At 42.4% G+C, this 12,251-nt stretch carries 13 protein-coding genes and 1 pseudogene; 11 read left to right on the top strand and 3 right to left on the bottom strand.

Translation table 11 applies throughout. The features are described 5' to 3' along the window. From AACQ17_RS00975 to ttcA, 7 genes are all read left to right on the top strand, one after another. A partial coding sequence (locus AACQ17_RS00975; protein ID WP_170935190.1) for a FixH family protein occupies positions 1-254 on the top strand: 254 nt, incomplete at its 5' end. 3 nt (positions 255-257) lie between these two features. Then, positions 258-2,630, top strand: a complete 2,373-nt coding sequence (locus tag AACQ17_RS00970) for a heavy metal translocating P-type ATPase (RefSeq protein ID WP_094147421.1) — start codon at positions 258-260, stop codon at positions 2,628-2,630. Further along, positions 2,631-2,801 carry a cbb3-type cytochrome oxidase assembly protein CcoS gene (gene ccoS, locus AACQ17_RS00965; RefSeq protein WP_013856892.1) on the top strand — a complete coding sequence of 57 codons (171 nt, stop codon included), beginning with the start codon at positions 2,631-2,633 and terminating at the stop codon, positions 2,799-2,801. Further along, positions 2,798-3,478 (top strand): sulfite exporter TauE/SafE family protein, encoded by a 681-nt coding sequence (locus tag AACQ17_RS00960; RefSeq protein ID WP_013856891.1) that lies wholly within the window; start codon positions 2,798-2,800, stop codon positions 3,476-3,478. Before ccoS ends, AACQ17_RS00960 begins: the two co-directional genes overlap by 4 nt. A gap of 88 nt (positions 3,479-3,566) precedes the next feature. Beyond that, positions 3,567-4,319, top strand: coding sequence for an FNR family transcription factor (locus AACQ17_RS00955; protein ID WP_010320258.1), 753 nt, complete (start codon positions 3,567-3,569; stop codon positions 4,317-4,319). Positions 4,320-4,446: 127 nt separating this feature from the next. Beyond that, on the top strand, positions 4,447-5,394 hold the full coding sequence (uspE, locus tag AACQ17_RS00950) for a universal stress protein UspE (protein WP_017044707.1): 948 nt from the start codon (positions 4,447-4,449) through the stop codon (positions 5,392-5,394). A gap of 142 nt (positions 5,395-5,536) precedes the next feature. Continuing rightward, positions 5,537-6,469 (top strand): tRNA 2-thiocytidine(32) synthetase TtcA, encoded by a 933-nt coding sequence (gene ttcA / locus AACQ17_RS00945; protein WP_017044708.1) that lies wholly within the window; start codon positions 5,537-5,539, stop codon positions 6,467-6,469. Positions 6,470-6,535: 66 nt separating this feature from the next. Here the strand turns inward: ttcA and AACQ17_RS00940 are convergent, their stop codons facing one another. Genes AACQ17_RS00940 through AACQ17_RS00930 form a run of 3 tightly spaced genes read right to left on the bottom strand, consistent with a single transcriptional unit; the run spans position 6,536 to position 8,791 of the window. Further along, a complete protein-coding gene (locus tag AACQ17_RS00940) occupies positions 6,536-7,198 on the bottom strand; it encodes a DUF2987 domain-containing protein (RefSeq protein WP_017047641.1) in 663 nt (220 codons plus the stop codon). A 2-nt stretch (positions 7,199-7,200) separates the two neighbouring features. Next, a complete protein-coding gene (locus tag AACQ17_RS00935) occupies positions 7,201-8,007 on the bottom strand; it encodes a glucosaminidase domain-containing protein (protein ID WP_017044710.1) in 807 nt (268 codons plus the stop codon). Then, complete coding sequence (locus AACQ17_RS00930) at positions 8,000-8,791, bottom strand: membrane protein (protein WP_026028002.1); 792 nt, start codon at positions 8,789-8,791, stop codon at positions 8,000-8,002. Before AACQ17_RS00930 ends, AACQ17_RS00935 begins: the two co-directional genes overlap by 8 nt. 319 nt (positions 8,792-9,110) lie before the next feature. On the opposite strand from AACQ17_RS00930, the gene potA reads away from it, so the two are divergent. The 4 genes and pseudogenes from potA to potD form a co-directional block, all read left to right on the top strand. Then, the gene (gene potA, locus AACQ17_RS00925; protein ID WP_017047640.1) at positions 9,111-10,247 is read left to right on the top strand and encodes a spermidine/putrescine ABC transporter ATP-binding protein PotA; all 1,137 of its coding nucleotides are present in this window, start codon (positions 9,111-9,113) and stop codon (positions 10,245-10,247) included. Continuing rightward, on the top strand, positions 10,231-11,088 hold the full coding sequence (potB, locus tag AACQ17_RS00920; protein ID WP_026027331.1) for a spermidine/putrescine ABC transporter permease PotB: 858 nt from the start codon (positions 10,231-10,233) through the stop codon (positions 11,086-11,088). Before potA ends, potB begins: the two co-directional genes overlap by 17 nt. Next, positions 11,088-11,858, top strand: coding sequence for a spermidine/putrescine ABC transporter permease PotC (gene potC / locus AACQ17_RS00915; RefSeq protein WP_013856883.1), 771 nt, complete (start codon positions 11,088-11,090; stop codon positions 11,856-11,858). The genes potB and potC overlap by 1 nt, the downstream gene beginning before the upstream one ends. A 106-nt stretch (positions 11,859-11,964) precedes the next feature. Continuing rightward, positions 11,965-12,251 (top strand): annotated as a pseudogene (potD, locus tag AACQ17_RS00910) (spermidine/putrescine ABC transporter substrate-binding protein PotD); the annotation flags it as partial.

Genomic DNA, 12,251 nt, shown 5'->3' with positions numbered 1-12,251 from the left:
ATATTATCTTCAAATTTAATAAAGGTGATCTTGAACACTACCCCGCGATTAAAATGATGTTTGCTCATCGGACACTGCCAGACCGTGATTTCACACAACTTGTCTCATCGGATGCACAAGGTATATATCGCATTACCCTGCCTGCCCCGTTACAAGGCCCTTGGTTCATCGAACTCACTCCTCACAATGAGGAGTGGTTAATCCAAGGTCGAGTAACGTTTCCAATGCCAACTTCTACTCAATTAATGAATTAAACTATGTGCAAAGCGTGTTACCACTGTGGTGAAGATGTACCAGCCAACACGGATTATAAAGTTGATATTCTAGGTGAAAGCAGAGATATGTGTTGTCCCGGTTGTGAAACCGTGGCTAAAACCATTGTAGAGAGTGGCCTAGTATCTTATTACCAATACCGAACGACCACTGCAGATAAAGTGGAGCTTGTGCCAGAGCAGCTCAAAGCACTCATTCATTATGATAATGATGATGTACAAGCAGAGTTCGTTCGTAACGACAACGAAACGTCCGAAGTAACGTTATCGTTAGAAGGTGTTTCCTGTGCGGCTTGTGCTTGGTTAATTGAAAAACAACTCTCTCATAAAAATGGGGTAATTTCGATAAGGGTCAATACCACTACCAACCGTGCTTTACTCAGTTGGGATAAGACACAAACACGACTCAGTGAATTACTCTCCACTATTCATAAATTAGGTTATAAGGCTGCCCCTTTTGAAGCAGACGCACATGAGGCAGCCTACCATCAATCAATGAAGCAATATCTTTATCGCTTGGGTATTGCAGGTCTAGCCACCATGCAAGTGATGATGCTTGCTGTGGCGCTCTATCTTGAGGTCTTCGGCGATCTTGATTCTGAGTTTCGCAATTATTTTCGTTGGGTTAGCTTGATCTTTGCAACCCCCGTACTTTTATACTCTGCCCTTCCCTTTTACCTCAATGCTTGGCGAAGCATTAGAGGCAGAACATTAGGTATGGATGTCCCTGTTTCTATCGCTCTTATTTTTGCGTATGTTGCTAGTCTTATAGCGACAGTGACTGAACAAGGCGAAGTCTTTTTTGAATCCATTTCAATGTTTACCTTTTTCTTACTGGTTGGACGATTTTTAGAGATGCGGGCGCGTAGAAAAGCCGCGGCGGCTAGCGGCAATTTACTGAAATTGATCCCTGCGGTTGCAACTACGTTGGATGGCCGTCAAGTGCCTGTAAAAACTCTAGCTCTTGGTGATCGAATTCGCGTGTTGCCTGGAGAACACGTCCCTGCTGATGGTCGAGTGTTGAATGGGCGTATTCATATTAATGAATCAATGTTGACCGGTGAATCAGTACCAGTTGTCAAAACAGTCGGTGATGCTGTTTTTGCTGGTACATTAAATGGCGATGAGTCTTTCGAGTTGGAAGTCACTGCATCTAAAGCGGATTCCGTTATTTCCAATATTGTTAGACTGCAAGATGAAGCTCAAATGTCTAAGCCTAAGATTGCAGAAATTGCTGATATTGTCGCGAGATATTTTGTGGCTGTAATTTTGATTATTGCAGCAGCCACTTGGTTTTATTGGCACCAGACAAAACCTGAAGATGCATTTTGGATCATGTTAGCGGTCTTGGTGGCAACCTGCCCGTGCGCGCTTTCTCTTGCCACCCCCACAGCCATCACTTGCGCTACATCACGAATGGGTGACTTTGGTATTTTATTGAGAAAAAACCATGTCTTTGAAACACTTTGCAAAGTTAACCATTTGATTATTGATAAAACGGGAACGTTGACCCGTGGTGATATCGAAATTAGTGACGTTGAGTTGCATGGTGGTATAGACGAAAACCATTGTTTGGCGCTAGCCGCTGCTTTGGAGCATCATGCCAATCACCCTATTGCCAGAGCGTTTGCGCAATATCGTAATGACGAGTTTCGAGTTGAGCATGTGCAGAATATGATTGGGTCTGGTATTCAAGGTAAATATTTAGGCGGCGATGTTCGTATCGGCAGCGCCGAATTTGTTTTGAACGACATCAGTGATGATCGAGCAAATCGTATTTATCTGTCGCTCAACGGGCAACACATTGCGACCTTCACGTACCGCGATCCTATCCGTAGTGAAGCGAAACAATTTATCGATCGTTTCCATCAGGAAGGAATTAAGATCACGCTATTAACGGGTGACTCTCAACTTAATGCACAAAGTGTGGCCGCCGAAATGGACATCGATATTGTCGTATCGAATGCCAAACCAGAAGATAAACTGAGTTACTTAAAGTCGTTACCAGATGATGATATCACCATGATGATTGGCGATGGCATTAATGATGCGCCAACGCTTGCTGGTGCGCACTTATCAGTCGCTATGGGTGGTGGAACCGATGTCGCAAAAGCATCCGCTGATATGGTTTTACTTGGTGATAAACTCGACAGATTATTGGAAGCCAGAAGCTTAGCGTTAAAAGCTCGCAAAATCATTCGGGAAAATTTAGCGTGGTCACTTGGATACAATATTATTGTTTTGCCACTCGCCGTTGCGGGGCTGGTTGCTCCTTACATTGCCGTTGTGGGCATGTCGGCGAGTTCGATTATTGTGGTATCTAATTCTCTTCGACTACTCAAAAAGAGGGATAAGTAGATGGAAAGTCTTTATATATTGATCCCCATAGCGATCGTTTTGGTTACGATCGCCGTCATCATCTTTTTATGGGCAGTAAAGAGCGAACAGTTTGAAGATTTAGAACGCCAAGGACACAATATTTTGTTTGATGAAGATGAACTTACCTCATCAAAAGAAGAGAAAAAATGACCGCAGATTGGATTGGTGCTTTCTTTATCGGTTTACTTGGAGCTGGCCACTGTATGGGAATGTGTGGCGGAATTGCTTCTCTTTTGACCTTAGGTGAAAAACGCAGTGATCGACTCCCAATACTGCTTGTTTTTTACAACCTTGGGCGTATTGCCAGCTATATGCTGTTTGGCGGTTTATTAGGAGGCCTCGCCGCCTCGCTATCCGAATTCTCTACACTTAATCATGCGTTGATTTGGTTGAGGCTCATTGCGGCAGGCCTAATGATTGTACTTGGATTATATGTTGGGCGTTGGTGGTTTGGTCTGTTGAAGCTGGAGAAGGTTGGGCAAAAAATCTGGAGTTTTATTTCGCCTTTTGGGCAATCATTGCTCCCGCTTAGGAAAACGTGGTTCGCTCTCCCTTTTGGGTTTATCTGGGGATGGTTACCTTGTGGGCTAGTTTACTCGGTACTGACTTGGTCTGTGGTGTCCGGTAGTGCGCTGTCTGGGGCACTGGTTATGGCCTCTTTTGGTTTGGGAACCTTACCTGCGATGCTTCTTGTTGGTTACGGAGCGACCCGTTTGAAGAACATTCAACAATCATTCATATTTCGTCATTTTGCTGCGATTTTTATCATACTCTATGGTCTATACACGGGTTATGGAGCAGTGAGTATTTTATCATCTACGTGGTAGCTGTCTGATTTATGGCATCTTTTTTCGCTATCCTTTAGGGGTAATGGGTGCTAAAATATTGATGTACATCAAAAAGTGAAAGGTTGTTATGATTTCTGATAAGCCAGCGGCAAAGCGCATTCAATCTGGTGGTTGTGCAATTCACTGTCAAGATTGCAGCATTAGCCAGCTTTGTATTCCTTTTACTCTCAATGAATCTGAACTTGATCAACTTGATCAAATTATTGAGCGTAAAAAACCTATCCAAAAGGGCCAAGAGCTATTTAAAGCTGGTGACGACCTTAAGTCTCTCTACGCTATTCGCTCAGGTACAATTAAAAGTTATACCATTACTGAGCAAGGTGATGAACAAATCACTGCGTTTCATTTAGCGGGTGATTTAGTTGGTTTTGACGCGATCACTGATGATTCTCATCCTAGCTTTGCTCAGGCTCTAGAAACATCAATGGTATGCGAAATACCCTACGAAATTCTTGATGATCTTTCGGGTAAAATGCCTAAGTTACGTCAACAAATTATGCGCTTGATGAGTAATGAAATTAAGGGCGACCAAGAGATGATTCTTCTGCTATCTAAAAAGAATGCAGAAGAAAGATTGGCGGCTTTTCTTTATAACTTGTCGACTCGTTTCTCTCAGCGCGGCTTTAGCCCTAGAGAGTTTCGTCTGACAATGACTCGTGGTGATATCGGTAACTACCTTGGTCTTACTGTTGAAACGATCAGTCGTCTACTCGGCCGTTTTCAGAAGTCTGAAATCCTTAGCGTTAAAGGCAAATACATCACAATCCTTGACCATGACCAACTGATGGAACTGGCAGGCGTATCTAAAGAAACTAAGTAACTTCAATGAGGTAGCTCTTAAATGAGCTACGTCATACTTCTGTTAAAAACTCTCTTTTTTTCTAAAATTCTCGCTGGTTATGAGCTAAAGTAACTCTAACGCCCTCCTCCATAATTAAGGAGTCGATATGAGTATTTATAGCAAGATTCTGGTGGTTGCTGACATCAACCACGATGAACAACCCGCCCTTGCCAGAGCCATACAGTTAGCGCAGCAAAGCACGTCTTCTAGCCACATTACATTTTTTCTATCTATTTATGATTTCTCTTATGACATGACGTCGATGCTCTCTGTTGATGAACGTGATGCTATGCGACGTGGTGTTATCCATCAGCGCGAGCAATGGATGAGGAAAGTAGCTGAACCGTATATTGATAGTTCGATCCAATTTGAAGTAAAAGTGGTGTGGCATAACCGCCCTTATGAAGCGATTATTGCTGAGATATTTTACGGAGAACATGACATTCTGATCAAAGGGACGCGCAAGCATGATGTCCTGGAATCCGTTATTTTTACACCGACAGATTGGCACTTATTGCGTAAATGCCCAACTCCAGTGCTATTGGTTAAAAATTCAGATTGGCCACAGAATGCGAATATAATCGCTTCGGTACATGTGGGGTCAGAAAATCCGGCTCATATTGATTTAAATGATTGCATGGTTGAACAACTAAAAAGCCTCACCACTCGTTTAGGTGCGACACCTTATCTGGTGAATTCATACCCTATTACGCCAGCGAATATTACCATTGAGCTGCCCGAGTTTGATCCAATGACCTACACTGATGCTGTTCGTGGTCACCACTTGATGGCAATGAAGGCATTGCGACAAAAGCATGGTATAGATGAATCGCAAACACTTGTAGAACAAGGCTTGCCTGAAGACGTCATTCCTCAAGCAGTCGAAAAGCTCAATGCGGCGATGGTTATTCTTGGTACGACGGGGCGTACAGGGTTATCGGCAGTATTTATTGGCAACACGGCAGAACAAGTCATTGATAAAATTAATTGTGATGTTTTAGCATTAAAGCCGCATGGCTACGTGAGCCCTTTAGATCCTAAAACCTCTATTTAAAATAGCCTGATCTATCATCGATCCCCCTTGTCATAGACGAGGGGGATTTTTTATCTTCCTTACTTGTTAGATCTGGCATCTGCGCTATTTATCCGTATCATACGCACTCTATTTTGTTTTAAAGATTAAAGACCAGACACTGATGACTGAGCAAATTCAAGAGCGCACCAAAGCTCAACAATATAATTTCAATAAACTTCAGAAGCGTATCCGTCGTAATACGGGTCAAGCCATTGCTGACTTTAATATGATTGAAGATGGCGACCGTATTATGGTATGTCTTTCTGGCGGTAAAGATAGCTTTACCATGCTGGATATTCTAATGAGCCTTCAGAAAAGTGCCCCTGTTAGCTTTGAGCTTATTGCCGTGAATCTTGATCAAAAACAGCCCGGATTTCCTGAATACATTCTGCCGCAGTACTTAGAGCAGCTAGGCGTTGAATATAAAATTGTCGAAGAAGACACGTATTCTATTGTTCAAGATAAGATCCCTGAAGGGAAAACCACCTGCTCACTTTGTTCACGCTTACGCCGCGGCATTTTGTACCGTACAGCCAAAGAACTCGGTGCGACGAAAATTGCGTTAGGCCATCACCGTGACGACATTCTAGAAACGCTATTTTTGAACATGTTTTATGGTGGAAAGATCAAAGGAATGCCACCTAAACTTGTGTCTGATAACGGTGAACATGTGGTAATTCGCCCTCTAGCCTACTGTCGTGAAAAAGACATTATCAAATATGCGAACATGCGAGAGTATCCGATTATTCCATGTAATCTATGTGGCTCTCAGCCAAACATGCAACGTCAAAACATTAAGCAAATGCTAAATGGCTGGGATAAACAGTTCCCTGGGCGCATCGAGACCATGTTTAGTGCAATGCAAAATGTAGTGCCTAGCCATTTGGCTGATTTCAAGTTGTTTGACTTTAAGTCGATTAACCGTGATTCAGGCGTTATTAATGGCGGCGACATTGGTTTTGATAAAGAAGAGATGCCAATCCTAGCGCTCGAAGATGAGGATAGCGTGATGGAGTTTGATCCTAGTTTGAAGTTGGATGTCACCAATATTTGATGTTCCTACAAAGATAAAAAGAATAAGGGCTGCGAATGCAGCCCTATTGATATTAGCCCAACATGTCTAATGTTTCGCTTTGGGAAGATAAGGTAACACGCGAACCGTTTCTTGTGGTAACTGCATCGATCCACCTTCACCCAGTTGACTGAGATCCACTTGGGCTTTGCCATTTTCTATGTTAATGGTTTCGCCGTTACTCAACTGAATGACCGAATTCAAATTATTGGCAAATTCGAGTGTGACACCAGAAACATCGGGTGTGAACCAACTCGCAAACATCCCGCCGAGCTCTTCCAGTAATTTTTGCATCTGAGGTAATAAGATGGCGACCTGCTGGTAAGATATTTCTTCTTTGAACTGCTCTTTTGCCATAACAACAGTCGAAAAGTCACAACGCATATCTTGAGGAGTATCGACAAACACTAACGGATTCGCTTGCCGTAAATGATCGTCTAAAGGAAGTAGTAGTTCGTGGTTGCTACTGACTTTCAACGCTTCATAGTGCTTTTCTTTTTCCATCCAAGCCTTCTCTATTGGGCAGAGCTGCTTGGTATTTGCATTAAGGAAATAATAAGCGACTTTGACATTGGGGTACTCTTCTTTCACGTTATTTTTCATTGCTGAAAACAACTTGGAGTATGTAAACATATACTCTTGAGCGTTAACGGGAAATGCGTTAGCAAAGCATAACGTTGTCAGTAATAAGGTAAGCGTTCTTTTTTTCATTATTATTCTGTCCAGAAAGGCTGATTGTGACGCATCATAGATTGAAGATCTTGCACATAAGCTTCTCCGCGCTCTGAGTATTTCAGTAAGCCATTGGTCATCTCCATGGCACTGTCAGCACTCAATAAATCGGCATTATTTTTTCTTAATCGAAAACGAATCTCTCGTAAATCATGATAAGCGGAGTTGCGGTTAACATTCATGAAGTAACCGTGGATTGACTCTTGAACAGAACCAAAACTCGCCACTTCGTGAGTCATACCTTCCACTCGTTGCAAAGGTACCAACCCACACCCTACACTGTAACACCATTGACCGAAATAGTTGTTTCCTTCAGTTGCAAAGCGAGAGGTTCCCCAAGCTGATTCATTCGCTGCCTGGGTCAAGACTAACGCTTCGGGTAAAATGTCAACTCGATGCAGCATGTTTTCTAGCCATGCGCTAGTGATGCCTTCTGCAGGAATCGGTACTTCATATCGCTTAGAGAGTTTTTGCGCCTCACTATAGTCACTTTTGGCTATCTGATTGCTTAGATGATGTTGTGCAATCCTCTCTAATATTTCACGCTCTCGCAAAACACGTAAATTTTCCCAAGCTATCCCTGGTTTTAAGAAAGAAAAAAAAGCATGCTTTTTCTCATTCACATCATCGATGGCTGAGAAGTCAGGCGCTTTTCCAACAGCTCTAGCACCTTGCAAAGATGGAATGTCGCTTTTGTAAGTCGTCTCAGTTGAGGTTTGCTTGACGTAATAAACGCTGCAGCTCACAACCACGAGCGAGATGGCGGTAAGTAAGATTATTTTACGCATTGAACACCTGAGAATTTGGATTATTGTCGGATTGATTAGTCGCTATGATCTTTAGTTTGATGCCAAACATATTGCGATAAATAATCCCTTTAGCATGGAAGAAGAAAGGTAATACAAAAATGAAACCTATCCCATAAAAGAGCGCGGCGGCAACGAACATCAGCATGATCACGGAATAAATCACGGCAATAGGAACGATTTTTTTATTTACTGCGCGTAAGGATAATAGCAGTGATTGCATAGGTGGAACCCGTTTTTCGCAGATCAATAAGATGGATTGGCTAAACGCAATACTCAAATACATTGATAGCAATGGGAAAATCATTCCTGCTACACCTTGCAGTAATAAGCTGAATAGCGTTGCTAAAATCACTGGGATGGTGAACTGTAATCCCTTACCTATATGTCTTGGCTGTGTTCTTAACCCAGCGACATGACTCATCGCCATTAAGCTCACGCCAGCATAAATAGGTGCACTAACGACCTCATAGCTAAAATTAGCCACAAAAATAGCTTGTACAATATTGCCTGTGAAAGCTTCTGGTGTTTCTAACGCATCCAAGATTAGTGATGGATCACCCAGTTGCAATTTTAAAGCAATATAGAAGATCGCAAGCTGCACAAATAAAAGAATCACGATGGAAGGAGAAAAGGAGATAAATTGCTTGATCGTACAATCCCATGCCTCTTTGAGCACGGCGTTAACTTTTAGCTCGTAATCTCCCTTGAGCGCATGCTCTACACTACCGCCTAAATTGAAATCTTTTTCAATATCATTATTCATAAAATGTCCTAGGCAACGGAAAAGCAAGTTGCCTGTATTTGGGTCACAAAGTTATTGTCATTATACTGCAATACACTCTAGTCCAAAATCAGAAGCCTAAACTGATCTTGCATTATTATGTGTTTGGTTGATAATTAACCACTTGAAAGCATTGAACAGTTAGTTAGTTCTGTATGGTAATCAATCTTTACTGCTACCTACAAAACTTTTTCTGTATCAATATAAGAAAACGCTTTGAATTCACTCTTTTGGTGATTATGATGCGCGCCTCAATTGTGTATAGCGACAGGTCGTAAGATAGGCATCCCTATAGACCAAGGTGGGAGAAAAACAGACGTTGAACGTAAAAAAATCAGTAGGAAAACCAGTAGTTCGTCTTTCTGGTATCAGTAAAAGTTTCGATGGTAAGGAAATCATTGGCAACCTAAACCTTGATGTTAATCATGGCGAATTCTTAACGATACTTGGTCCTTCTGGCTGTGGTAAAACAACAGTACTAAGAATGATTGCAGGTTTTGAAACCGCAGATCAAGGTTCAATTACTCTTGATAATCAAGATGTTACAAAAGTTCCTGCTGAACAGAGACACGTTAACACCGTCTTTCAAAGCTATGCACTTTTCCCACATATGACAGTATTTGAAAATGTCGCGTTTGGTTTGCGTATGCAAAAAGTGCCAACGACGGACATTGAACCCCGTGTGATGGAAGCACTGCGGATGGTACGTCTCGACGCGATGGCCCAGCGTAAACCAAGTCAACTTTCTGGTGGTCAACAACAACGTATCGCGATCGCGCGTGCCGTTGTTAATAAACCTAAGGTTCTGTTGCTAGACGAATCTTTATCCGCGCTTGACTATAAACTGCGTAAGCAGATGCAAATGGAGCTTAAGCAGCTTCAACGTCAGCTTGGGATCACCTTTATCTTCGTTACGCACGATCAAGAAGAAGCCTTATCAATGTCGGACCGCATTATTGTTATGCGTGAAGGGAAAATTGAGCAAGATGGCTCTCCACGTGAAATTTACGAAGACCCTAAAAACCTATTTGTTGCTCGCTTCATCGGTGAGATCAACGTATTTAATGCTGAAACGATTGAACGAATTGATGATAAGCGTATTCGTGCACATATCGAAGGTGTTGAAGCGGTGGTTTACCACGATCAAAATGTACAACCCGGACACAAACTACAAGTTTTGCTGCGTCCTGAAGATCTTCGCATCGAAGAGATTAAAGAGTCAGAAGAAAAAGGCATTGTTGGGCACGTGACAGAACGTACCTACAAAGGCATGACTCTAGAATCTGTAGTCGAATTGGAAGAATCAGGCATGCGCGTGACGGTTAGCGAATTCTTTAACGAAGATGATCCTGATGTGGACCATTCTCTCGGCCAGAAAGTCGCTATCACTTGGGTTGAAAGCTGGGAGGTAGTACTCGATGATGAGCAAGAAGCTTAATCTTCAAAATGCTATTATCACATTGATTGTTGGGTGGTTAGTGCTGTTTGTGCTAATCCCTAACGTTATGATCATTGGTACTAGCTTTTTGACTCGCGATGAAGCCAACTTAATTGAAATGACCTTCACGCTTGATAACTATACACGCCTATTGGATCCACTTTACGCCAAAGTGCTCATGCACTCTTTCTATATGGCAATTGTGGCTACCCTTCTCTGCTTGGTTATTGGTTATCCATTTGCTTACATTGTCGCAAAAATGCCACAAAAATGGCGTCCAATTATGCTGTTTTTGGTGATTGTTCCTTTTTGGACGAACTCTCTTATCCGTACCTACGGATTAAAAATAGTGCTGGGTACGCAAGGCATCCTAAACCAAGCTTTAATGGCTTTAGACATCATAGACAAACCACTGCGTATTATGTACACCGAGACAGCGGTAATGATTGGCTTGGTTTACATCTTGCTGCCTTTTATGATTCTTCCGCTCTATTCTGCTATTGAAAAATTGGACGATACCTACATTGAAGCCGCGCGAGATCTAGGGGCAAATAAGCTTCAAACTTTGCTGAAGGTAGTGTTGCCATTGACCATGCCGGGTATCATCGGGGGCTGCTTATTGGTGTTACTGCCAGCATTAGGTATGTTCTATATTGCTGACTTACTCGGTGGCGCGAAAAACCTGCTGATTGGTAACGTGATTAAGAGCCAAGTATTGAATGCTCGTGATTGGCCATTCGGCGCCGCGACCAGCATTGCCTTGACTCTGGCGATGGCTGTAATGCTTTATGCATACTATCGTGCTGGTAAGTTATTGAATAAGAAAGTGGAGCTAGACTAATGGGCAAAACAGTTAGATTTAGCTTTATGAGTTTAGTGTATGTATTTCTATACCTACCGATCATAGTGCTGATTGTAAACTCATTTAATGACAACAAATTTGGTATTAAATGGGGCGGTTTCACTACGAAGTGGTACCACGCTCTAGTTGCAAACGACAGCTTAGTTCAGGCCGCATGGCACTCGCTGAATGTAGCGGTTTTTTCAGCCACAGCAGCGACGCTGATTGGCAGTTTAACTGCTGTAGCCCTTTTTCGTTATCAATTTAAAGGTAAACGTGCAGTTAATGGTATGTTGTTTGTTGTGATGATGTCCCCAGATATTGTCATGGCAATTTCGCTACTTGCGCTATTCTTAGTGTTAGGTGCTCAGCTAGGTTTTCTTACTTTGTTGATTGCACACATTACATTCTGCTTACCTTTCGTTGTTGTGACTGTTTACAGTCGCCTCAACGGATTTGATGTAAAGATGCTCGAAGCTGCCAAAGATCTCGGTGCTGGCGAATGGGTGATTTTGACCAAAATCATTTTGCCATTAGCGAAACCGGCGGTTGCGGCTGGTTGGTTGCTGAGCTTCACACTGTCATTAGATGATGTGATCATTAGCTCGTTTGTAACCGGCCCTACTTACGAGATTTTACCATTGAAGATTTATTCTATGGTTAAAGTTGGCATTTCCCCAGAAGTTAACGCTCTGGCGACCGTGATGTTAGTTGTCTCATTGGCTCTAGTAATCACATCACAGTTGTTAGCAAGGGAAAAAGTGAAGTAGAATCGACATCTTGTAATACATTACACGAAACAGAATGACAAATCGTCATTCTGTTTTTCTATCTAACGCCTAAAAATAGGCAACGTTTGGTTTGGAGCTAACGTCAATGAAAAAATGGGCTACTCTATTAGCTGGTAGTGCATGTGCGCTTTCTTTGTTCTCTGGAGCAGTAACAGCGGATGAAAACAAGGAACTAGTATTCATGAACTGGGGGCCGTACATTAACAGTGGTCTTCTAGAGCAGTTTACGAAAGAGACCGGCATCAAGGTCATTTATTCAACTTATGAATCGAATGAAACCCTGTATGCAAAGCTAAAAACTCACAACCAAGGTTATGATCTTGTTGTTCCATCCACCTACTTCGTTTCTAAAATGCGCGATGAAGGTATGTT

Origin of the sequence: Vibrio sp. V10_P2A27P122 (assembly GCF_963874335.1) — a bacterium.
Lineage (GTDB): Bacteria > Pseudomonadota > Gammaproteobacteria > Enterobacterales > Vibrionaceae > Vibrio > Vibrio anguillarum.
Note: the sequence above shows the minus strand (reverse complement) of the source record. Positions and strands in the feature narration are given on the sequence as shown.

Coding starts and splice junctions, on each gene's coding strand:
- AACQ17_RS00930 (WP_026028002.1), bottom strand. CDS start 8,791: ATGAATAATGATATTGAAAAAGATTTCAATTTAGGCGGTAGTGTAGAG.
- ttcA (WP_017044708.1), top strand. CDS start 5,537: ATGACTGAGCAAATTCAAGAGCGCACCAAAGCTCAACAATATAATTTC.
- AACQ17_RS00955 (WP_010320258.1), top strand. CDS start 3,567: ATGATTTCTGATAAGCCAGCGGCAAAGCGCATTCAATCTGGTGGTTGT.
- AACQ17_RS00970 (WP_094147421.1), top strand. CDS start 258: ATGTGCAAAGCGTGTTACCACTGTGGTGAAGATGTACCAGCCAACACG.
- potB (WP_026027331.1), top strand. CDS start 10,231: ATGAGCAAGAAGCTTAATCTTCAAAATGCTATTATCACATTGATTGTT.
- potC (WP_013856883.1), top strand. CDS start 11,088: ATGGGCAAAACAGTTAGATTTAGCTTTATGAGTTTAGTGTATGTATTT.
- uspE (WP_017044707.1), top strand. CDS start 4,447: ATGAGTATTTATAGCAAGATTCTGGTGGTTGCTGACATCAACCACGAT.
- AACQ17_RS00935 (WP_017044710.1), bottom strand. CDS start 8,007: ATGCGTAAAATAATCTTACTTACCGCCATCTCGCTCGTGGTTGTGAGC.
- ccoS (WP_013856892.1), top strand. CDS start 2,631: ATGGAAAGTCTTTATATATTGATCCCCATAGCGATCGTTTTGGTTACG.
- AACQ17_RS00940 (WP_017047641.1), bottom strand. CDS start 7,198: ATGAAAAAAAGAACGCTTACCTTATTACTGACAACGTTATGCTTTGCT.
- AACQ17_RS00960 (WP_013856891.1), top strand. CDS start 2,798: ATGACCGCAGATTGGATTGGTGCTTTCTTTATCGGTTTACTTGGAGCT.